Annotated in this window: 22 protein-coding genes and 1 tRNA gene; 15 read left to right on the plus strand and 8 right to left on the minus strand. The window is 64.2% G+C overall.

Translation table 11 applies throughout. The annotated features are described in order from the left end of the window. Window positions 1-12: 12 nt before the first annotated feature. A complete protein-coding gene (locus AC07Y0_RS08265; protein ID WP_498676241.1) occupies window positions 13-348 on the minus strand; it encodes a hypothetical protein in 336 nt (111 codons plus the stop codon). Window positions 349-506: 158 nt separating this feature from the next. Here AC07Y0_RS08265 and AC07Y0_RS08270 point away from each other — a divergent pair, with 158 nt between their 5' ends. From AC07Y0_RS08270 to AC07Y0_RS08280, 3 genes are all read left to right on the plus strand, one after another. Beyond that, window positions 507-1,205, plus strand: a complete 699-nt coding sequence (locus AC07Y0_RS08270) for a DUF599 domain-containing protein (protein WP_498676243.1) — start codon at window positions 507-509, stop codon at window positions 1,203-1,205. A gap of 64 nt (window positions 1,206-1,269) precedes the next feature. Further along, entirely contained in the window at window positions 1,270-2,241 is a 972-nt protein-coding gene (locus AC07Y0_RS08275; RefSeq protein ID WP_498676244.1) for an acetyltransferase domain-containing protein, read from the plus strand. A gap of 12 nt (window positions 2,242-2,253) precedes the next feature. Beyond that, a complete protein-coding gene (locus tag AC07Y0_RS08280; protein WP_498676245.1) occupies window positions 2,254-2,730 on the plus strand; it encodes a methyltransferase family protein in 477 nt (158 codons plus the stop codon). Window positions 2,731-2,743: 13 nt separating this feature from the next. Here the strand turns inward: AC07Y0_RS08280 and AC07Y0_RS08285 are convergent, their stop codons facing one another. Both AC07Y0_RS08285 and mgtE read right to left on the minus strand, forming a co-directional pair. Next, a complete protein-coding gene (locus tag AC07Y0_RS08285) occupies window positions 2,744-3,130 on the minus strand; it encodes a MerR family transcriptional regulator (RefSeq protein WP_028735145.1) in 387 nt (128 codons plus the stop codon). Window positions 3,131-3,197: 67 nt separating this feature from the next. Beyond that, window positions 3,198-4,616, minus strand: a complete 1,419-nt coding sequence (gene mgtE, locus AC07Y0_RS08290; protein WP_498676247.1) for a magnesium transporter — start codon at window positions 4,614-4,616, stop codon at window positions 3,198-3,200. A 208-nt stretch (window positions 4,617-4,824) separates the two neighbouring features. Here mgtE and AC07Y0_RS08295 point away from each other — a divergent pair, with 208 nt between their 5' ends. Together AC07Y0_RS08295 and AC07Y0_RS08300 are read left to right on the plus strand one after the other, a co-directional pair. Beyond that, window positions 4,825-5,319 (plus strand): peptide deformylase, encoded by a 495-nt coding sequence (locus AC07Y0_RS08295; RefSeq protein ID WP_498676248.1) that lies wholly within the window; start codon window positions 4,825-4,827, stop codon window positions 5,317-5,319. A 79-nt stretch (window positions 5,320-5,398) separates the two neighbouring features. After that, window positions 5,399-5,908: a BON domain-containing protein gene (locus AC07Y0_RS08300; protein ID WP_498676250.1), complete on the plus strand. Its 510-nt coding sequence runs from the start codon at window positions 5,399-5,401 to the stop codon at window positions 5,906-5,908. 83 nt (window positions 5,909-5,991) lie between these two features. Here AC07Y0_RS08300 and AC07Y0_RS08305 read toward each other — a convergent pair. After that, window positions 5,992-6,076: transfer RNA gene (locus AC07Y0_RS08305), tRNA-Leu, on the minus strand. Between the two features lie 190 nt (window positions 6,077-6,266). Here AC07Y0_RS08305 and lipB point away from each other — a divergent pair. The 10 genes from lipB (at window position 6,267) to fghA (ending at window position 14,671) form a co-directional block, all read left to right on the plus strand. Beyond that, window positions 6,267-7,019 (plus strand): lipoyl(octanoyl) transferase LipB, encoded by a 753-nt coding sequence (lipB, locus tag AC07Y0_RS08310; RefSeq protein WP_498676251.1) that lies wholly within the window; start codon window positions 6,267-6,269, stop codon window positions 7,017-7,019. An 88-nt stretch (window positions 7,020-7,107) separates the two neighbouring features. Next, a complete protein-coding gene (locus AC07Y0_RS08315) occupies window positions 7,108-8,034 on the plus strand; it encodes a DMT family transporter (RefSeq protein WP_498676253.1) in 927 nt (308 codons plus the stop codon). 105 nt (window positions 8,035-8,139) lie between these two features. Then, a complete protein-coding gene (locus AC07Y0_RS08320) occupies window positions 8,140-8,853 on the plus strand; it encodes a hypothetical protein (RefSeq protein WP_498676256.1) in 714 nt (237 codons plus the stop codon). Window positions 8,854-8,895: 42 nt separating this feature from the next. Then, on the plus strand, window positions 8,896-10,179 hold the full coding sequence (locus tag AC07Y0_RS08325) for a zinc metalloprotease (protein ID WP_498676258.1): 1,284 nt from the start codon (window positions 8,896-8,898) through the stop codon (window positions 10,177-10,179). A gap of 47 nt (window positions 10,180-10,226) precedes the next feature. Then, entirely contained in the window at window positions 10,227-10,847 is a 621-nt protein-coding gene (locus AC07Y0_RS08330) for a GNAT family N-acetyltransferase (RefSeq protein WP_498676260.1), read from the plus strand. A gap of 120 nt (window positions 10,848-10,967) precedes the next feature. Next, the gene (locus AC07Y0_RS08335; protein ID WP_498676261.1) at window positions 10,968-12,095 is read left to right on the plus strand and encodes an S-(hydroxymethyl)glutathione dehydrogenase/class III alcohol dehydrogenase; all 1,128 of its coding nucleotides are present in this window, start codon (window positions 10,968-10,970) and stop codon (window positions 12,093-12,095) included. 130 nt (window positions 12,096-12,225) lie between these two features. Then, complete coding sequence (locus AC07Y0_RS08340) at window positions 12,226-12,627, plus strand: hypothetical protein (RefSeq protein WP_498676263.1); 402 nt, start codon at window positions 12,226-12,228, stop codon at window positions 12,625-12,627. A gap of 45 nt (window positions 12,628-12,672) precedes the next feature. Beyond that, window positions 12,673-13,116, plus strand: coding sequence for a YaiI/YqxD family protein (locus AC07Y0_RS08345; RefSeq protein ID WP_498676264.1), 444 nt, complete (start codon window positions 12,673-12,675; stop codon window positions 13,114-13,116). A gap of 42 nt (window positions 13,117-13,158) precedes the next feature. After that, complete coding sequence (locus AC07Y0_RS08350) at window positions 13,159-13,818, plus strand: DUF1345 domain-containing protein (protein WP_498676266.1); 660 nt, start codon at window positions 13,159-13,161, stop codon at window positions 13,816-13,818. Window positions 13,819-13,837: 19 nt separating this feature from the next. Beyond that, the gene (gene fghA, locus AC07Y0_RS08355) at window positions 13,838-14,671 is read left to right on the plus strand and encodes an S-formylglutathione hydrolase (RefSeq protein WP_498676268.1); all 834 of its coding nucleotides are present in this window, start codon (window positions 13,838-13,840) and stop codon (window positions 14,669-14,671) included. A gap of 158 nt (window positions 14,672-14,829) precedes the next feature. Here the strand turns inward: fghA and AC07Y0_RS08360 are convergent, their stop codons facing one another. From AC07Y0_RS08360 to AC07Y0_RS08375, 4 genes are all read right to left on the minus strand, one after another. Then, window positions 14,830-16,464 (minus strand): glycoside hydrolase family 43 protein, encoded by a 1,635-nt coding sequence (locus AC07Y0_RS08360; RefSeq protein WP_498676270.1) that lies wholly within the window; start codon window positions 16,462-16,464, stop codon window positions 14,830-14,832. A 206-nt stretch (window positions 16,465-16,670) separates the two neighbouring features. Then, a complete protein-coding gene (gene mgrA, locus AC07Y0_RS08365; protein ID WP_498676272.1) occupies window positions 16,671-17,723 on the minus strand; it encodes an L-glyceraldehyde 3-phosphate reductase in 1,053 nt (350 codons plus the stop codon). A 197-nt stretch (window positions 17,724-17,920) separates the two neighbouring features. Then, a complete protein-coding gene (locus tag AC07Y0_RS08370; protein ID WP_498676274.1) occupies window positions 17,921-19,054 on the minus strand; it encodes a Gfo/Idh/MocA family protein in 1,134 nt (377 codons plus the stop codon). Window positions 19,055-19,091: 37 nt separating this feature from the next. Continuing rightward, window positions 19,092-19,853, minus strand: a complete 762-nt coding sequence (locus AC07Y0_RS08375) for a sugar phosphate isomerase/epimerase family protein (RefSeq protein ID WP_498676276.1) — start codon at window positions 19,851-19,853, stop codon at window positions 19,092-19,094. Window positions 19,854-19,862: the final 9 nt, after the last annotated feature.

Raw genomic sequence — 19,862 nt, forward strand, 5'->3', positions numbered from 1 at the left:
CGACATCCATTTTCACCGCCGCGACATGAGAAAAGCCCCAAAACGACAACAGCGCGGGTCGAAAAACCCGCGCTGCCCGAAACCGAATTGAAAAAACCGGTTCAGATACTGCCAAAAAGATAAGCCAGGCACAAAATGCCGGCAAATCCTATCAATGCCCGAAATGTGACGTTCCAGCAGGATTTCTGGATGCTGTCTTCCATGAAGACTCCGTTTAAGCGTTGTTGGCAGAAAGCCGTCCCCCGACCGCTTTCGTGCGAAACGATTATTAAAATCCGCGGGTTTTCGCAACAGCAAAAAAGGCAAAAGAAAGGCACTCAACGCGCGGCAGCCATGCATTTCGCGCATGGATTATCGAAATTTCAATCACTTAAGACGAATTACGCCTGCGCCACCGACGTGTCGAACTGCCCCGATTTAGACCAAGGTTTTGCGATCCGGTTAATTTGCTTGTGGAGAAAGGGGCAAGCCCGCATAAAATGGCAGCCCCCTGCTTCGGAGCCGCCATGACTCTTCTCGACTATTTCGCGCTTTGCCTGTTCGGCCTCTTGTGGTTCGCCTTCGCCTGGATCACCGGCCAGGGCCGCATCTTCGCCCGGACCAGCCTGACCCAGGCCATGGCCGAACGCCGGCGCCTGTGGATCATGAATTCGCTCGGCCGCGACCTGAAGATGATCGACACGCAGATCCTGTCGGGCTTGCAGAACGGAACGGCCTTCTTCGCCTCGACGTCGATCCTGGCGATCGGCGGTTGCTTCGCCCTTCTCGGCCAGACCGAACAGGTGGACACGGTGCTCAAGGACCTGCCCTTCGTCATGCCCGGCGGACGCACCACCTTCGAGCTCAAGGTCTTCGTGCTGACCGCCATCTTCGGCTATTCCTTCTTCAAGTTTGGCTGGTCCTACCGGCTGTTCAACTATTGCACGATCCTGTTCGGCGCGCTGCCGATGGCCGACGAGGCGCGGCGGGACCCGGAGGCCGCGGCGCGCGCCGCGGAGCTGACGATCCGCATGAACATCATCGCCGCCAGCCACTTCAATGCGGGACTTCGCGCGCTGTTCATGTCGATCGGTTATCTCGGCTGGTTCGCCAGTCCCTACCTGTTCATGGCGACCTCGGTCACCGTCTTCATCGTCCTCCTGCGCCGGCAGTTCTTCTCCGAGGCGCGCCTGGCACTGATCGAATCCCCGTCGCCCTCGCCATGAAACGGTCACGTTTGCGCGATCTGGCAGGGGCGCAGAACGAGACGGCAAGACGGAAGGACGGCGCGTGACCGCTGATCTGGAAAGAAGCGAGACATTGGCGGTGGCGCCCCGGCGAATCGAAGCGCTCGACGCGGCGCGCGGCCTCGCCCTCATCGCCATGGCGACCTATCATTTCACCTGGGATTTCGAGTTCTTCGGCTATCTGGAGCCGGGCACGGCGACCCATGGCTGGCTGAAGATCTATGCCCGCGGTATCGCCTCGACCTTCCTCTTCCTCGCCGGATTCAGCCTGGTGCTGGCGCACTATCCGGCCCTCCGCGCCAGATCCTTCGCCAAACGTCTGGCCGTCATCGTCGCCGCGGCGCTCGCCATCACCATCGCAACCGCGATCGCCGTGCCGGAGGGCATGATCTTCTTCGGCATCCTGCATGCGATCGCCGCCGGAAGCCTGATCGGGCTCGCCTTCGTGCGCCTGCCGCCGCTCGTCACGCTGGCTGCGGCCGCGGCCGCGATCACCCTGCCGAATGTCTATCGTTCGGAAATCTTCGACGCCCCGGCGCTGCTCTTCGTCGGGCTGTCGCAGCACCTGCCGCGCTCGAACGATTACGTGCCGCTGCTGCCCTGGATCGGCGCGCTGCTGATCGGCGTCGCCGTGGCGCGGCTGGCGCTGTCGCGCGGCTGGCTGCAGGGCCTGGCGAAGTGGCCGTCGGGACCCGGATGGCTGCGGCTGGCGGGACGCCACAGCCTGATCGTCTACCTTCTGCACCAACCGGTGCTGATTGCCGTGGTGTACATGATCTCGATCATAGCACCGCCACAAAAACCTGATCCTATACAGTCCTATCTGGCGAGCTGTGAAAACGCTTGCCTGGCCGAAGGCTCACCGGCGGAGATCTGCAACCGCTTCTGTGCCTGCACGCTCGACCGGCTGCAGCAGCAGTCGCTTCTCGCACCCCTCCAGTCTGGCGCAATCTTGCCGGACAAGGATGAGCGGATCGTAGAGCTTGCGCGTGAATGTTCGGCCATCAGTCAATGACAGGACCTGACCATGAATGCCTATAGATTGAAGCCGCTCAGCTTTCCCTGGCCGCCCGTTCTCTACGGCCTGGCCATTCTCTTCGCCCTGCTGGCCGATCGGTTCATCGGAATTCTGCCTTCGGTGATGCCCAACGGCTACCTATTCTATGCCATCGGCGGGCTGCTGGTGGCCGTCGCGCTGTTTCTCGACCTGTGGGCGATCAAGACGCTGGTCGAATATCACACGACCGTGCTGCCGCATCGCGGCGCGCTGAGGCTGGTGACCTGCGGGCCGTTCCGCTACAGCCGCAACCCGATCTATCTCGGCTATACCCTGATCACCGTGGCGATCGGCTTCCTCACCGGCAATGCCTGGTTCTTCGTCGCCGCCCTTGCCGCAGCGATCGTCACGACGATCATCGCCATCCGCAAGGAGGAGATGCATCTTCTGGCGCGGTTCGGGATCGATTTCGAGCAATATTGCCAGCGCACGCGGCGCTGGCTCTGACGGTACGGCCGGATCAGGTTCCGACGCCGATTTCCACCATGCGCGTCAGGCAGGTTTCCTCGGCATTGTCGAGTTCGGCCAGCGTCTCGTCGATGTCGCGGCGCTTCTGGCGAAGCTCGTCGCGCTTCTCGTCGATCTTCTTCATCATCAGCTTGAGCTGGCCGATCTCGCCCGGCGGCTCTTTATAGACGTGGATAATTTCGCGGATTTCGGCTACAGTAAACCCGATCCTCCGGCCGCGCAGGATTTCCTGCAGCAGATGCCGGTCGGCGGCACGATAGAGGCGTGTGCGGCCACGACGCTCCGGATGGAGCAGACCCTCGTCTTCGTAGAAGCGAAGCGTGCGGGTCGACACTCCAAATTCGCGCGTCAGTTCAGTTATACTGTAATACTTCTTCACAACCGTTCCGATTCATTAGGGAAACGGTATAATATTGACTTTTACGTATAAGTCAATTTTTCACGCTTCAGCCGGACATGAACCACCAGGTGGCGAGCCCGAGGAAGCTGAAAAACCCTGTCGTATCGGTGATCGCGGTGACGAAGACCGCCGAGGAAACGGCCGGGTCGGCCCCCGCCTTGTTCAGCAGAAGCGGGATCATGATACCGGCCATGGCGGCGGCGAACATGTTGATCAGCATGGCGGTGGTGATGAGCCCGCCGATCGACACATCCTGGAACCAGAGTCCGGCCACCAGGCCGACCAGGCAGCCGAACAGCACGCCGTTGATCAGGCCGACGCCGGCCTCGCGTCGGGCGACCCGCCAGGCATTGTGGATGTCGAGGTTGCGCGTGGCCAAGGCGCGCACGGTCACGGTCATGGTCTGCGAGCCGGCATTGCCGCCCATGCCCGCAACGATCGGCATCAGGATGGCAAGCGCCACCACCTGCTCGATGGTGGCCTCGAACAGCGAGATCACGGAGGCCGACCAGAAGGCGGTGAAAAGATTGACCGCCAGCCACGGCACGCGCGAGCGCGAGGTTTCCATGACGCTGTCCGACAGTTCTTCGTCGCCGACACCGCCGAGGCGCATCAGATCCTCCTCGGCCTCTTCCTGGATCACGTCGACCACGTCGTCGATGGTCAGGACGCCGACCAGGCGGTCGTTCTCGTCGACGACGGCGGCCGACAGAAGGTCGTACTGCTCGAACAGCTGGGCCGCCTCTTCCTGGTCCATCTCGGCGGGAATGGGATGGCTTGTCTCGCGCATGATCGATTCGATCTTTTCCTGGCGCTTGGTGCGCAGGATGCGGTCGAGATCGATGGTGCCGAGCAGCTTGAAGGTCGGGTCGATGACGAAGATCTGGGTAAAGCTCTCCGGCAGGTCTTCCTCGTCGCGCATGTAGTCGATCGTCTGGCCGACCGTCCAGAACGGCGGCACCGCGACGAACTCGGTCTGCATACGGCGGCCAGCCGAGCTCTCCGGATAGTCCAGCGCGCGCCGCAACCGCACCCGCTCGGTGAAGGGCAGCTGCGACAGGATCTCTTCGCGGTCCTCGTGGTCGAGGTCCTCGAGAATGTAGACCGCGTCGTCGGAATCGAGTTCGCCGATCGCCGCGGCGATCTGGGCGTTCGGCAGGTGCTGGACGATCTGCAGGCGGATCGCCTCGTCCACCTCGGTCAACGCCGTCATGTCGAAGTCGTCGCCCAGCAGGCGCACAAGCGCGATGCGCTGGTCCGGCTGGATCGCCTCGATCAGGTCGCCGAGTTCCGATTCGTGCAGGCGCGCGACGCGCTGGCGCAGGAAGAGCAGGTCGCGGTCGGCTATCGCCGCCCCGACCATGGCCAGGAAGTCGGTGCGGATCGAGCCGTTCTCGGCGTAAATATCTTCCTGGGCTTCGTCCTGGACGACGCGAACGCGGATGTCTTCGCCGGTCTCGGTCATGCTCGCGCCCTCGCCAAATCAAATCACTGCCCAGCTTCCCGCCGCCAAGGAGAATGGCTTGGGAAAACGCATTGTCAACAACTGCCCAGCGCAGCGAACAGGGCGATATGCAATTGCCGAAGCTTCCTGCTAACCTATTGGCGAAGCGGGGTCCAGCCTCGATTGCGCCACCGCTTTGCCTGACCCGTCCGCCGCCGAAGAGGTCCCCGTGAGCGTTCGTCCGATCATCCGTTTTCCCGATTCAGCCCTCAGGCGCGCCTGCCTCCCCGTCGAGGCCTTCGACACCGATCTACGCGCTCTTGCCGACGATCTTTATGACACGATGCGGGCAGCGCCCGGCGTCGGCATCACCGCTGCCCATATCGGGGTCGCGCTGCGCCTTGTCATGCTCGATCTGCCCGAGATCGGCGGCCGGCGGAGCTATGCCAATCCGGAAATCCTGTGGTCCTCGCCGGAGACGATGGAACACACCGAAGGCAGCGTCTCCATGCCGGGCGCCACGGAGACGGTGACGCGACCGCGCGCCGTGGACATCCGCTACCGCGATCTCGACGGGATCGTGCACGAGGAACGGCTGGAGGGTTTTCCGGCGATCTGCATGCAACATGAAATCGATCAGCTCGACGGCCTGTTCTGGCTGCAGCGCCTGTCGAAGCTGAAGCGCGACCGGCTGATCCGCAAATGGGAACAGAGCGGCAAGTGACCGCCTCGCTCGCGCCGGACCGAACCAAGACGCCCTTCATGCGTTTCCACCGGAGAAACCCGATGAAGGAGCAGACGCCATGGCCATCGCCGACAGGACGGACAGCGAGAAGGACCTCAGCCGCGAAGAGGACTACCGGGACTTCGAACAGCGCGACATCGAGAACGGCTGGCCCTATGACGATGGCGCGGGTGCCGCGTCGCGGCCGGTCGGCAATGGCGCCTACGGGGAGACCGGAGCCAATTTCGATCGCGAGCGCAATGGCGGCTACCGCATCACCAATGTGGACGCCGACGGCGGACAGGCACCCCTCGCCTCACCGGTGCTGCCGGAGACCGACCACCGCGAGAACAGCGACCAGCTCGAAGCCGATGTCGCGGCGGCCCTGGAGGATCTGCCCGATCTGCTGTTGAACGCCCTCGACATCCATGCCGACGGCCATGTCGTCACCTTGCGGGGCGCCGTCGATACCGTGCAGGAACGACGGATGATCGAGATGCGGGTGGTGGCCGTGAAGGGCGTCTCGACCGTGCGCAATTTCGTCACGACCATGGGTGTCGACACGCATATCCCGAACGATGCGGACTGATCGGCGACCAAGGAAAAGCCCGGATACGACAAAGCCGGCTGCCTTTCGGCGAGCCGGCTTTCGTATTCTTCCGCAAGGAAGAATGGTGCGGTCGAGAAGACTCGAACTTCCACGTCTTGCGACACAGCGACCTCAACGCTGCGCGTCTACCAATTCCGCCACGACCGCATCTTGGTAGCGCCGAATTGCTCCGGCGGGGCTGCATGTAGCAAAAGCATTCCGGGTGCACAAGGCCAAGATGACAGTTTTTTGAGTTTTCCCGGACGGGCCGTCGCGCATCCCTGCCGGGTATGGCGGCGCAGCCCTTGAAGTCCATGGGCTTTCTTGCCAAGTAGAGGGAAAAAGAGGGCTTTTCCCGATGCAGCGCACCGACCTTTCCACCGAAATGTTCGCCGTACCCGGCTCGCCACCGGTGCGCTGGCGCATCTCCGAAGGCCTCGTTCCCTACGAGGAAGCGGTCGCCGAGATGGAGCGCCAGGTCGCCGCGATCGCCGATGGCGAGGCGGATGAACTGGTCTGGCTGCTCGAACATCCGCCGCTCTACACCGCCGGAACGAGCGCCGATTCCGCGGACCTGATCGAGCCGGATCGATTCCCGGTCTTTTCCACCGGTCGGGGCGGCGAATACACCTATCATGGCCCGGGCCAGCGGGTGGCCTATGTGATGCTCGACCTCAAGCGCCGCCGTCAGGACGTGCGCGCCTATGTGGCGTCGCTCGAAGAGGTGGTGATCCGCACGCTCGAGAAGATGAACGTCAAGGGCGAACGCCGCGAGGACCGGGTCGGCGTCTGGGTGCGCCGTCCGGAAAAGCCGGCGCTCGCCGACGGCTCCATGGCGGAGGACAAGATCGCCGCGCTCGGCATCCGGCTGCGCCGCTGGGTGAGCTTCCACGGGCTGTCGATCAATGTCGATCCGGACCTGTCGCATTTTTCCGGCATCGTGCCCTGCGGAATCAGCGCCTACGGCGTGACGAGCCTGGTCGATCTCGGCCAGCTGGTGATGATGGCCGATGTCGACATCCGGCTTCGCGAGGCCTTCGAGGAAGTGTTCGGGCCGACCGTGCGCGAGGAGGCGCCGGTCGAGAAGCAAACGTTGCCGGCAGGAGCCTAGCGGCCTCCCCCGTACCGAGCCCGCCGCGATCGGGCTTGAACGACTCTCGCACAAGTGCTTGGTGAGCGCTTTAACGAGGCCGACTGCCATGCCCGACAACCGCCCCTCGAGCACCGACACGACGATCAAGGGCATGGCCCTGATGGCCGGCTGCATGATGGTGCTGCCGTTCATGGACGCGATCGCCAAATACATGGCGAATGTCGAGGGCATGTCGCCCGGCCAGGTGAATTTCTACCGCTTCTTCTTCCAGCTCGTCTGCATCCTGCCCTTCCTGCTCGCGATGAACGGCTGGAGCGCGCTGTCGGCCAAGCGGCCGGGGCTCAACCTGCTGCGCGGCGTGCTGCACGGGGCGGCCAGCCTGATGTTCTTCACCGCGGTCAAGTACATGCCGCTCGCCGACGTCTTCGCCATCTATTTCGTCGAACCCTTCATCCTGACGGCGCTGTCGGCGATCTTCCTCGGCGAGAGGGTCGGCTGGCGGCGCTGGCTGGCGATCGTGGTCGGCTTCGGCGGGGCGATGATCGTCATCCAGCCGAGCTATGCGGTCTTCGGCCTCACCTCGCTCCTGCCGGTCGCCTGCGCCTTTCTCTACGCGCTCTACATGTTCCTCAATCGCGCCATCGGCGAAGCCGACGCGCCGGTCACCATGCAGACCATGGCCGGGATCGGCGGCACGCTCTTCATGGGGGCGGTGCTGATCGGCGGCAATGCCATGGGGCAGGAGGACTTCGCCATCTCACTTCCCGCGTCCTGGCTGGCGCTGGCGCTGCTGGTGATCCTCGGCTCGATCTCGGGCTATGCCCACCTCATCGTGGTGCGCGCCTTCCGCATGGCGCCGCTGTCGGTGCTGGCGCCTTTCCAGTATTTCGAGATCATCGCAGCGACCATTTTAGGGTATGCCCTGTTTGACGATTTCCCGACTGTATCGAAATGGGTCGGTATCCTGATCATCGTCGGCTCGGGTCTGTTCATTCTCTGGCGGGAACAACGCCGCGCCGCCGAAAGGCGCTAATTTTAGCTTTCACGGCAAACGCCTGCTAACCCATTCCCTTTGCGGAAACGCAAGGTTTGTCGGACTATGTTCCGCTCGGTTTCATGATGAAACAGGGATAGAAAGATGAGCGAATTTCGGCTCTCTTTTCCGGCATGTGTCGTCGCCGGGAAGAACAGATTGTCCGTCGAGGACCTGCTGCTGCTGCGGAGATATACGTTTCCGGAAGGCGTCAGGACTCCCGACGACGTCGTGACGCTCCTGGCGCTCAACACGTGCTGTCCCGAAAAGTGCCCGGAATGGGCCGACTACTTCGTCGAACAGATGGCCGGTTTCCTCGTCCACCACTGCTATCCCATCGGCTCGCTCGACGAGATCAACGTCGAGTGGGTGAAACGCGTTCTGTCGAACGACGGCATCATCGAGGGTGAACTCGAACTTGCGGCAGTTCTTCACATGATGGATATCGCCCGTCACGTGCCGCCCTCGCTGCGGACGCTGATGCTCGACCAGCTCAGCATCGCGCTTGCCGCGGGGCGCGGCGCCTATGCCAGAAGCCGGAGCCGGCGCGCGGGGATCGGTGCGGACGATATCGCCTATGTGCATCGGATCCTGCGCGACCGGCTGGACCCGAGTACCTCCCTCCTCTCCTCCGCCGAGATCGCCATTCTCGAGACGATCGATCGCGAAACCGCGGTCCATGCCCGCCATCCCGACTGGGAAGCGTTGATCGAGACCGTGCTGCCGCTGCGCAGCCGCCCCCCGGCGCGGGCGGAAACGCCGCGGCGCTGGCTGCACGTGCCGGATTCGTTTTTCCTCGACAGGGAGATGGTGGCGTGATGACCGCCCCCCTTCCGACGCCTTCCTGAAGGGAATGACGCGATGACGATCTTCCACTCCGCCTTTGTCCTGCTCGGCGTCAATCTCGGCCTGATCTGGCTGCTGATGGCCGCGCCGCTCGGCACCCGAACCATCTCGGTGCGGCGGCGGCTGGACAGGCGACCGGAAGAACTGTGGGACATGACCCGGCCCGCCGGCGGACTGGCCGACTGGCACCCGGCCGTCACCTCGGTCCGGCCGATCGAGGGCAAGCCGGACCGCCTGGAACTGTGCTATCGCGACCCCGACCGCAGCGGCCGACCGATCATCCGCGTGCTGGCGATCGACCGGACCGGGGTCACCGCGGACGGCGAGTTTTCCTGCGAGCTTCGAATCGTCGCCGACAGCGCGCTCGACATGGATTTCTGGTCGGGCTATCGCGAGGTCCGCAGGATCGGCCCGGCGATCGAGGGCTCGTCCGTGACGATCGAACAGACCGACAGCTATCGCGGTCTCGGCTTCCTGCTCCATCGCTACCTGATGCTGCACCGGGAAATGGCCGCGCTGGAACGGCATCTCGGCGGCACCAGGGCGGCGGGTCGCGGGCGGCTCGAGCATCCCCTGAGCCAGGCCGCCCTTGCAACCCTGTCGACGCTGATGCTCTGGCCGTTCTTCGGCCTGGACAGCAATGGACTGATGATCTCCGTCTTCCTGACGCTGGTGATCGTCTTTCACGAACTTGGTCACATGGTGGCGTTTCGCACCTTCGGCCATCTCAATACGCGGATGATCTTCGTGCCGCTCTTGGGCGGCATCGCCATCGGCGGGCGGCCTTATGCCAGCCGGTTCGAGGTGGCGACCTGCGCGCTGATGGGCGCCGGGGTCTCTGCCTTCGCCGTGCCGATCCTGATCGGCGCCCATGAGGCGACGGCCGACGGGCTGCTCGCGCCGACGATGGAAGCCCCGGTGCTGGTGCTGCTGCTGATCCTTTCCGCCTTCAACCTGCTCAACCTTTTGCCGATGCACCGTTTCGACGGCGGCCAGGTGCTGCGCCAGCTGTTTGCCGGACGGACGATGCAGATCCTCGCCACCTTCACCGTGGCCTCGGCCATCGTCTGGACCGGGTGGCGGATCGGCCTCTCGTCACAGGCGCTGATGGCCGGGCTTTCGGTCTTCGCGCTCCTCAGCCTGATCCGCACGCGCAAGGTCAAGCCGCGCCTGCAGCTCGAGGCGATGAACCCGCAGCAGCGACTGATGACTGGTTTCGGGCTTTGCGCGGCCTTGTCGATCCATGCCGGGGGAATCATCTACGCCTGCGACAGGCTGTTCACCACCGCGCCGATCTGACGACCGGCCCCTTGACTTGGATGGGCCGAACGGTTCCAAAGACAGCCATGGATACCGCGAACACTCCCCTCCCCGACGGCTATTCGGCCGTGCCCGCCGGCAAGATCGCCAATGTCGTCACCTGCCTGGAAATGCTGGAGAAACCGCCGGCCAAGCCCGCGCGCCCGGCCGAGCCGGGGCTGACGATCGAACGCTGGGAGGATCCCGACCTTACCGAATACCGGGCGCTGTTTCGTGCCATCGGCGAGGAATGGATGTGGTTTTCGCGGCTCGTCATGCCCGACGAGGAACTTCGCGCGATTCTCTCCCATCCGGAGGTTCACGTTTATGCGCTGACCCACGGCGGGCGGCGCATCGGGCTGCTGGAACTCGATTTCCGTACCGAGGGCGAATGCGAGCTTGCCTTTTTCGGCCTCGTTACCGATGCGATCGGCCAGGGCGCCGGACGCATGCTGATGAATGCGGCGATCGACAAGGCCTGGGCGCGGCCGATCCGGCGGTTCTGGGTGCACACCTGCCATTTCGACCATCCGGGCGCCCTTTCCTTCTACCAGCGCTCCGGCTTCCGGCCCTATGCCTTCATGGTCGAGGTGACCGACGACCCGAGGCTGACCGGCCAGATGCGGCGCGATTCGGCCCGCCACGTGCCGCTGATCGAGCTGCGCTGACGGCGCGACGACCCTATTTCTGGCAGCGGACGCCACGGGATGTTTCCCCGGCCTCTTGAGGCCCGGCCGTCCGCCGTGCCAAACTTCTAACGCTCAATTGCCACTATCGGAGAAGAGACCATGGACGTTCGCGCCGCCGTTGCCGTGCAGGCCGGCAAACCGCTGGAAATCATGACGGTGCAGCTCGAAGGCCCGCGGGCCGGCGAGGTGCTGATCGAGGTCAAGGCGACGGGGATTTGCCATACCGACGACTTCACGCTCTCCGGCGCCGATCCGGAAGGCCTGTTTCCGGCCATTCTCGGCCATGAGGGCGCCGGCATCGTTGTCGATGTCGGACCGGGCGTCACCTCGGTGAAGAAGGGCGACCATGTCATTCCGCTCTACACGCCGGAATGCCGCGAATGCTATTCCTGCCTCAGCCGCAAGACGAACCTGTGCACCGCCATCCGCTCCACCCAGGGCCAGGGGCTGATGCCGGACGGCACCTCGCGGTTTTCGATCGGCAAGGACAAGATCCACCACTACATGGGCTGCTCGACCTTTTCCAACTTCACCGTGCTGCCGGAGATCGCGGTGGCCAAGGTCAACCCGGACGCCCCCTTCGACAAGATCTGCTATATCGGCTGCGGCGTGACGACCGGTATCGGCGCCGTGATCAACACCGCCAAGGTGGAGATCGGCGCGACCGCCATCGTCTTCGGACTCGGCGGCATCGGGCTCAACGTGCTGCAGGGGCTTCGCCTGGCGGGCGCCGACATGATCATCGGTGTCGACATCAACAACGACCGCAAGGCCTGGGGCGAAAAGTTCGGCATGACGCATTTCGTCAATCCGAAGGAAGTCGGCGACGACATCGTGCCCTATCTCGTCAACCTGACCAAGCGCAATGGCGACCTGATCGGCGGGGCGGACTACACCTTCGACTGCACCGGCAATACCAAGGTGATGCGCCAGGCGCTGGAGGCCTCGCATCGCGGCTGGGGCAAGTCGATCATCATCGGGGTGGCCGGTGCCGGGCAGGAGATCTCGACGCGGCCCTTCCAGCTGGTCACCGGCCGCAACTGGATGGGCACGGCCTTCGGCGGCGCGCGCGGCCGCACCGACGTGCCGAAGATCGTCGACTGGTACATGCAGGGCAAGATCCTCATCGACCCGATGATCACCCACACCATGCCGCTCGACGACATCAACAAGGGTTTCGACATGATGCACAAGGGCGAAAGCATCCGCGGCGTCGTGATCTATTGATTCCATGCGCCCGGCCGTCCTGAAAATAGTCAGGACGGCCGGGCGCTCCCTCCCCCTGCAAATGCAGGGAAACATGCTAGATTGCGGCTCTACCGATCGTCCGGTCGGCAATCCATCAGGGGGGAACCACATGTCGATCAAATACGCACTGACTGCCATTGCCATGCTCGCTCTGCCGGGCGTCGCCGCGGCCGATCCGACCGGCAGCTACACGCTGGTCGGGATGAACCCGGACAGCGGCAAGGAATATACCGGGACGGTGGAAGTCTCCCGTCACGGCGAAACCTACATCGTCGTGTGGAATATCGGCGGCAAGGAATCGATCGGCACCGGGCTTGGCGCCAAGTTTGTCGGCGACCGCTTCGAAATGGGCCCGGCCGGCGAGGACGACACCGCGATCTCGGTCGGTTACGTGGCGGAAGACAATTTCGGCATCGCCATGTATTTCGAGCAGCCGGACGGCACCTGGCAGGGTGTCTGGACCTATGGCGGCTCGGAAAAGGTCACCGGCGAGGTCTGGACGCGCGACTGACGCGAGGCTATTCGGCCTCGGCGCAATGAAGGATTGAAGACCTCAGTGATCTACGTCGATGCCGATGCCTGTCCGGTCAAGCCGGAAATCCTGAAAGTCGCGGAACGCCACGGCCTCGAGGTGACCTTCGTCGCCAATTCGGGCCTACGGCCCTCGCGCGACCCGATGGTCAAGAACGTGATCGTCTCCAACGGCTTCGACGCCGCCGACGACTGGATCGCCGAGCGTGCCGGTGCAAGCGACATCGTGGTGACGGCCGACGTGCCGCTGGCAGGCCGCTGCGTCGCGGCCGGCGCCTTCGTCACCGGGCCGACCGGCCGGGTGTTCGACAAGACCAATATCGGCATGGCGACCGCGATGCGCGACCTTGGCGCCCATCTGCGCGAGACCGGCGAGAGCAAGGGCTACAATGCCGCCTTTTCGCCGCGCGACCGCTCGGCCTTCCTCGAAACGCTGGACCGCCTTTGCCGGCGGGCCAAGGCGTGCTAGTCGAAGCCCCTTCGACACAAGACGCATACCGGAGGATCGGACATGGCCAGCCGTTTTGACCGCCTGATCGACTATCGGCACGGGCCGTTCTACGCCGCGCTCGCAGCCTCGGTGATCGCCGTGCTCGTCGTCACCCTGTTCAAGCCGTTGCTGGTGCTCGAGGTCGGCGCCGTAATGTTTTTCCTGACCTATCTCGTGCTGATCGGGCTTCGTCTGCCGCAGATGACCGCCGACTACCTGAAGGACAGGGCCGAGGAGGCCGATGCTCCGGCGCCCGTCATCATGGCGGTCACGCTGACCGCGGTGGTGGTGGCGATCGTCTCGCTCTTTCTTGCGCTCAACCGCGAAACGGGCGGCGACCCGCTCGAGATGGTGCTGGCCTTTGCCTCGGTGCTCGGCGGCTGGCTGACCATCCACACCATGGCGGCGATCCACTACGGCCATCTCTACTGGCGGCCCGACACCACGACGGAGGCGCCGGACAATCGCGGCGGGTTGGAGTTCTCCGGATCGCCCGACCCCTGCGGCTATGATTTCCTCTACTTTTCCTTCGTCATCGGCATGACGGCGCAGACCTCAGACACCGCCATCACCTCGACGTCGATGCGGAAGATCAACCTTCTCCATTCGATCGTATCGTATCTCTTCAATACCGTGCTGGTCGCCGCCGCCGTCAACGGGGCGGTGTCGCTGGCCGGCTAGGCAACAAGGACAGTCCCCCATGAAGATCCTCTCCCAGAACACCGCGTTCGGCGGCATGCAGGGCGTGTTCTCCCACGAATCGCAGACGACCAAGTGCGACATGACCTTTGCCGTCTTCGTGCCGCCGCAGGCGATCGCCGAGCGCCGGCCGGTGCTGTGGTATCTGTCGGGCCTCACCTGCACCCACGCCAATGTCATGGAGAAGGGCGAGTATCGCCGCATGGCCGCCGAGCTCGGCCTGATCGTCGTCTGCCCCGACACCAGCCCGCGCGGCACGGACGTGCCGGACGAACTGACCAACTGGAAGATGGGCAAGGGCGCAGGCATGTATCTCGATGCCACCGAAAGCCCCTGGGCCGAGAACTTCCAGATGTATTCCTACGTCACGGAAGAACTGCCGGCGCTGGTGGCCGAGCATTTCCGCGTCGACATGGACCGGCAGGGCATTTTCGGCCATTCGATGGGCGGCCACGGCGCGATGACCATGGCGCTGAAGAACCCGGAACGCTTCAAGAGCTGCTCGGCCTTCGCCCCGATCGTCAATCCGCTGACCGCCGACTGGACGCAGGACGCGTTCGAGAAATATCTCGGCGCCGACCGGACCATGTGGCGGGGATACGATGCCTGCGCGCTGGTCGAGGACGGCGCCCGCTTCCCCGAATTCCTCATCGACCAGGGCAAGGCCGACAGCTTTCTCGAAACCGGCCTGAAGCCCTGGCTGTTCCAAGAGGCGATCCAGGGGACCGACATCGGGCTTACGCTCCGGATGCACGAGCGCTACGACCATTCCTACTACTTCATCTCGACCTTCATGGACGATCACCTGAAGTGGCATGCCGAGCGGCTGGGGTGAGCTTGGCGCCCCCCTCTTCTCCCCAACGGGGAGAAGGTGGCGCGAAGCGCCGGATGAGGGGGCGAAACACCCTCAGGTGTAGACCTCGGCATGGGCCCCCCTCATCTGCCCTTCGGGCATCTTCTCCCCGCTGGGGAGAAGAGGGACATCGGTCAGGCTCAGAGCCGCCGGTAGACAAAATGGTCGAAATCGGCCGGCTGGCCTCTCCCGCTGGTGTCGAAGGCGAACATGCCGGTGAAGGCGCCGGTGAATGAGCCGTGCTCGCCGCGGCCGCCTTCGTCGGAGATCACGCCGGCGTCGAGCACAGGGCCGATCGGCTGCCAGGCGGCCTCTCCGCCCCCCTCGCCCGTGCCGCCGACAGCCAGCCGCCAGAAGAACTGCAGATCGTTGCCGCTCACCTCCATGGCGAGATCGACGGGGCCATCGGGCAGGCTCGCGCCGGGACCCGCCGGGAAGCTTAGCCGGCTATTAGGATAGTCGCCGGCGCAAGAGAGGATGGTCACGACGCGGCCGAGCTTCTCGTGCAGGGTCACGCCGAGCGCATGCAGCTTGTGGCGATTGTAGTAGTGGGTGAGGCCGGCAACCTGCTGGTAGGTGTCGGGCGCGAAGTCGATGCGGGTCTCGGCGCGGAAACGATGGTCTTCCTGCCGGCGCGCCACCAGGGACTGCTCGAACCAGGAGCCGAGGCTTTCGCGGCCGAAGAGCCGCAGGTGACCCGGCCGGGCGGCAAGGGAGAACAGGCGGTCGGGCTCGGGCGTGCGCAGCCACTGGAACTCGGGCGGCAGGGCCGCGTCGTCGAAATCGCGGCGGATGGTTTCCGGCCGCGCGATGCGCTCCACCGGCTTCGGCGGCGCGACCTCGACCGCCGGCACAGGGGTGCCGCTTTCGAGGTAGAGCCAGCCGTCGTCCTTCCACACGCATTTCTGCAGTGCCGTCTCGCGCCCGAGCGTGCAGCGCCGCTTGGGTTCCAGCGGCCGGCCGCAGAGATGGGTGTGATAGGCCTCGCCCTCGGGTGTCTCGACATACTGCCCATGACCAGCACGCTGGAGCGCTGCCTCCGGATGATCCTTGGACGTGATCAGATGCATGTCCGGATGCATTTCGTAAGGCCCCTCGATCGTCCGTGACCGCGCCATGGTCACGGCATGGCCATAGCCGGTGCCGCCCTCGGCGGTGGTCAGGTAGTACCAGCCGTTCTTCTTGAACAGATGCGGCCCCTCGACCAGGCCGAGCGGACTGCCGGGAAAGACGTTCTTGACCGGCCCGACCAGCTTGCGGGTCGCCGGGTCCCATTCCTGCAGCAGGATGCCGTCGAAGGCGGGATGCTTGGGCGAACCCCCAAAGCTCTCGGTGCGGTGGTTCCACTGCATGTTGAGGAACCATTTGCGGCCGTCGTCATCGTGGAACAGCGAGGGATCGAAGCCGGAGGAGTTGACATAGACCGGATCGGACCATTCGGCATCGATCGACGGGGCGGTGACGATGTAGTTGTGCGCGTCCTTGAAGTTGCCGTCGAAGCGCTTGACGTCGGTGTAGACGAGAAAGAACTGGCCGTCGGCATGCGACAGGCACGGGGCCCAGACGCCGCAGCTGTCGGGATTGCCGCGCATGTCGAGCTGGGATTTCCGCTCCAGCGGCCGGCGCACCAGCGTCCAGTTGACGAGGTCGCGCGAGTGATGGATCTGCACGCCCGGATACCACTCGAAGGTGGAGGTGGCGATGTAGTAGTCCTCGCCGACCCGGACGATAGACGGGTCCGGGTTGAAGCCCGGCAGGATGGGGTTGTGGATCATACTGCGTCTCTCCTCCGTGTATGGGGGCACCCCCCTCTGTCGGCTACGCCGACATCTCCCCCTCAAGGGGGGAGATCATCCGCTGGCATGGTGCCCCAACCGAGCCGGCGACGATGGCCAGGCGGGGGGCAGCCGTTAAGTCGATCTCCCCCCCTCAAGGGGGGAGATGGCCGGCAGGCCAGAGGGGGTAAACCCGAATTCCAGCGTCACTTCTTCTTCCGGGCAGGCCCCTTGCGTTCCGCCGAGGCAGCCCAGAGGTTGATGTCGGCATCCTTCGCGTAGATGTCGATCTCGGCCAGTTCGTCCGCGGTGAAATCGCGTTTCGCCAGCGCCTTTACGCAGTCCTCGACCTGGGACGGCTTTGACGCGCCGATCAGCGCCGTGGTGATGCGATCGCCGCGCAGCACCCAGGCGAGCGCCATCTGGGCGAGCGTCTGGCCGCGCCGCTCGGCGATGGCGTTCAGCTTGCGGATGTTCTCGACATTGCGCTCGTTGAGGAAATCGCGGTTCAGCGACTTGTCCTGCGCCGCCCGGCTCTCGTCGGGGATGCCGCCGAGATATTTGGAGGTCAGCATGCCCTGGGCGAGCGGCGAGAAGACGATCGAGCCGATACCGAGTTCCTCCAGCGTGTCGATCAGGCCGTCTTCCTCGATCCAGCGGTTGATCATCGAATAGCTCGGCTGGTGGATCAGGCAGGGCGTGCCGAGGCTCTTCAGGATTTCCACCGCCTCGCGGGTGCGCTTCGAATTGTAGGAGGAGAGGCCGACATAAAGCGCCCTGCCCGACCGGACGATATGGTCGAGCGCCCCGCAGGTCTCTTCGAGCGGCGTGTCTGGGTCAAAGCGGTGCGAATAGAAGATGTCGACATAGTCGAGGCCCAAACGCTTGAGGCTCTGGTCGCACGACGCAATCAGGTATTTGCGGCTGCCCCATTCGCCATAGGGACCGGGCCACATGCCGTAGCCGGCCTTGGACGAGATGACGAGTTCATCGCGGTATCCCGCCAGATCGGACTTCAGGATCGCGCCGAAGGCGGTTTCGGATGCGCCGCCGGGCGGGCCGTAATTGTTGGCGAGGTCGAAATGGGTGATGCCGAGGTCGAAGGCCTTGCGGACGATCGACTGCTTCAGGGCATGCGGCGTGTCGTCGCCGAAATTGTGCCACAGGCCGAGCGAGATCGCCGGCAGCTTGAGGCCGCTCCCGCCGCAGCGGTTGTAGGTCATCCGCTCGTAGCGGTCTTCGGCGGGGGTATAGGTCATGAAAGTCTCCAAAGAATACGGTCGGCCAAGGTGCTTGAGCGGCCCCTCATCCCCCTGCCGGGACCTTCTCCCCGCAAGCGGGGAGAAGGGGCAGAACGGCGACCACATCGGCCTTCTCCCCGCCTGCGGGGAGAAGGTGGTGGCAGCCGGATGAGGGGCCGGTCACCGTCTCCTCATACTTTTCTGCATGCTCGCCGTCACCTGAGCAGAGCCTGCGCCTCCTCGATGTCGAGCGCGGCGGGCTGGGTGCAGGTGGTGGAGAGCGTGACGAACTGGCCCGTCTCGCCGGATTTGAGGATCGCCGTCATGACGTCGACGCCATGCAGGGCGCGGTCGAGCGAGCAGCGGGCGTCGCGGCCTTCGAGGATGGCGACCGCCATGTCGGCGAGGCCGGCCGTGCGGTAGTTGGCGCGCGGGCCGCTGGCGTGGTCCTGGTTGTTGACGCCGAACGGGTGGTTCCAGTTCTCCAGCGGCTTGATGTCCTTGTCCCGGCCGGAAGCCTCGACGAGACCGCCGAAGAAGTTGGGGTCGGGCACGTAGAGCGAGCCTTCGGTGCCGTAGAGCTCCATGTTGGCGTGGCGGTGCGACCAGACATCCCAGCTGGCCGAGAGGGTGATGGTCGCGCCGTTCTGAAACTCGAGAAGGGCGTGAACGTTCGTCGGCGTCTTCACCGGGATGACCTCGCCGGCACGCGGCTGGCTGGTGATGGTGCGGGTCTCGCTCGCCATCGAGGTCAAGGCGGCAACCCGCTTCACCGGGCCGATGAGGTTGATCAGATTGGCGATGTAGTAGGGGCCGAGATCGAGGATCGGACCGCCGCCGGGCAGGAAGAAGAAGTCCGGGTTCGGATGCCACATCTCCATGCCGGGGCTCATGACGTGGCAGGTGCCCGCGGTGATCCGGCCGATGCCGCCCTTGTCGATGAAGGCGCGGGCCAGCTGGTGGGCACCGCCGAGGAAGGTGTCCGGCGCGCAGCCGACGGAGAGCCCCTTGCCGCTGGCGATCCGCCGCAGGTCCTCGCCCTGTTCGAGGCTCAGGACCAGTGGCTTTTCCGAGTAGACGTGCTTGCCGGCTTCGAGGATGCGCTTCGATACCGCATAATGCGCATCCGGGATGGTCAGGTTGACGATGATGTCCAGCTCGTCATTGGCGAGCAGGTCTTCGATCGTCTGGGCCTTCACGCCGTATTCCTCGGCGCGAAGTTCGGCGGCGTTCATGTTGATGTCGGAGCAGGCCAGCACCTTCAGCCCCTTGAAGAGCGGTGCGAGCGAGAAGTAGGTGGTCGAGATATTGCCGCATCCGATGATGCCGACGCCGAGTTCGCGTGCCATGGAATATGTCCTGATTGGGTGAAATGCCGTGGGAGGATCAGTAGGTGTTGAAGGCGGCGATGGAGCGCTTGATGAGGCGGCCCACATCCTTCGGATTGTCGTGTTCGAGGATGTAGTGGCGCACGCCATAGGCTTTGAGCGCGGCCATCAGATCCTTCCACGGCACGGTCCCCTGCCCCACATCGGCCCAGCCGTCTTCTTCGGTATTGGTGCCTGCCGGCGCGATGTCCTTGACGTGGACCGCAGTGATGCGCTTGCCGTAGCTCTCGATCCAGGCGAAGGGATCGGCGGCGCCGCGGATGATCCAGGCGATGTCGGCCTCCCAGGCGAGCTCCGGACCGCCGGCAAAGATCTGCTCCTGTGGCGTGGAGCCGTCCTCCAGTGTGGCGAATTCGAAGTCGTGGTTGTGCCAGCCGAAGGTCAGCCCCGCATCACGCAGCGGCTTGCCGATTTCCTGCAGGCGCTGGCCGAAGGAGAACCAGCTGCTGGCGTCCTTGGGCCGCATGTCGGGCAAGAGATAGGGGCAGTAGACCGCCTCGATGCCGAGCAGCCTGGCGATCCTCAGCGCGCGGGTCGGGTCGCTTTCCAGAAGGTCGAGACCGAAGTGGCCGGTCGGCATGGTCAGCCCGTTGCGGTCGAGATCGCCGCGCATCGCATCGAGGCCGGCGTCATCGAGGGCGGCATACATGGCGCCATAGCCTTCGACATGGGTGTATCCGGCTTCGGCGAGCAGCGGATAGATATTGGTGAAGGGCTGAAAATTGCGGGCGCTGTAAAGCTGGAAACCAAATTTGCTCATGGGGTCATT

This window comes from Allorhizobium sp. GW101-3B10 (assembly GCF_059424725.1).

Bases quoted from the DNA above. Each gene is read 5' to 3' on its own strand.
- AC07Y0_RS08320 (WP_498676256.1), top strand. From the start codon at position 8,140: ATGAGCGAATTTCGGCTCTCTTTTCCGGCATGTGTCGTCGCCGGGAAG.
- mgrA (WP_498676272.1), bottom strand. From the start codon at position 17,723: ATGACCTATACCCCCGCCGAAGACCGCTACGAGCGGATGACCTACAAC.
- lipB (WP_498676251.1), top strand. From the start codon at position 6,267: ATGCAGCGCACCGACCTTTCCACCGAAATGTTCGCCGTACCCGGCTCG.
- AC07Y0_RS08335 (WP_498676261.1), top strand. From the start codon at position 10,968: ATGGACGTTCGCGCCGCCGTTGCCGTGCAGGCCGGCAAACCGCTGGAA.
- AC07Y0_RS08300 (WP_498676250.1), top strand. From the start codon at position 5,399: ATGGCCATCGCCGACAGGACGGACAGCGAGAAGGACCTCAGCCGCGAA.
- mgtE (WP_498676247.1), bottom strand. From the start codon at position 4,616: ATGACCGAGACCGGCGAAGACATCCGCGTTCGCGTCGTCCAGGACGAA.
- AC07Y0_RS08375 (WP_498676276.1), bottom strand. From the start codon at position 19,853: ATGAGCAAATTTGGTTTCCAGCTTTACAGCGCCCGCAATTTTCAGCCC.
- fghA (WP_498676268.1), top strand. From the start codon at position 13,838: ATGAAGATCCTCTCCCAGAACACCGCGTTCGGCGGCATGCAGGGCGTG.
- AC07Y0_RS08325 (WP_498676258.1), top strand. From the start codon at position 8,896: ATGACGATCTTCCACTCCGCCTTTGTCCTGCTCGGCGTCAATCTCGGC.
- AC07Y0_RS08370 (WP_498676274.1), bottom strand. From the start codon at position 19,054: ATGGCACGCGAACTCGGCGTCGGCATCATCGGATGCGGCAATATCTCG.
- AC07Y0_RS08340 (WP_498676263.1), top strand. From the start codon at position 12,226: ATGTCGATCAAATACGCACTGACTGCCATTGCCATGCTCGCTCTGCCG.
- AC07Y0_RS08265 (WP_498676241.1), bottom strand. From the start codon at position 348: ATGCGCGAAATGCATGGCTGCCGCGCGTTGAGTGCCTTTCTTTTGCCT.
- AC07Y0_RS08350 (WP_498676266.1), top strand. From the start codon at position 13,159: ATGGCCAGCCGTTTTGACCGCCTGATCGACTATCGGCACGGGCCGTTC.
- AC07Y0_RS08360 (WP_498676270.1), bottom strand. From the start codon at position 16,464: ATGATCCACAACCCCATCCTGCCGGGCTTCAACCCGGACCCGTCTATC.
- AC07Y0_RS08315 (WP_498676253.1), top strand. From the start codon at position 7,108: ATGCCCGACAACCGCCCCTCGAGCACCGACACGACGATCAAGGGCATG.
- AC07Y0_RS08330 (WP_498676260.1), top strand. From the start codon at position 10,227: ATGGATACCGCGAACACTCCCCTCCCCGACGGCTATTCGGCCGTGCCC.
- AC07Y0_RS08270 (WP_498676243.1), top strand. From the start codon at position 507: ATGACTCTTCTCGACTATTTCGCGCTTTGCCTGTTCGGCCTCTTGTGG.
- AC07Y0_RS08280 (WP_498676245.1), top strand. From the start codon at position 2,254: ATGAATGCCTATAGATTGAAGCCGCTCAGCTTTCCCTGGCCGCCCGTT.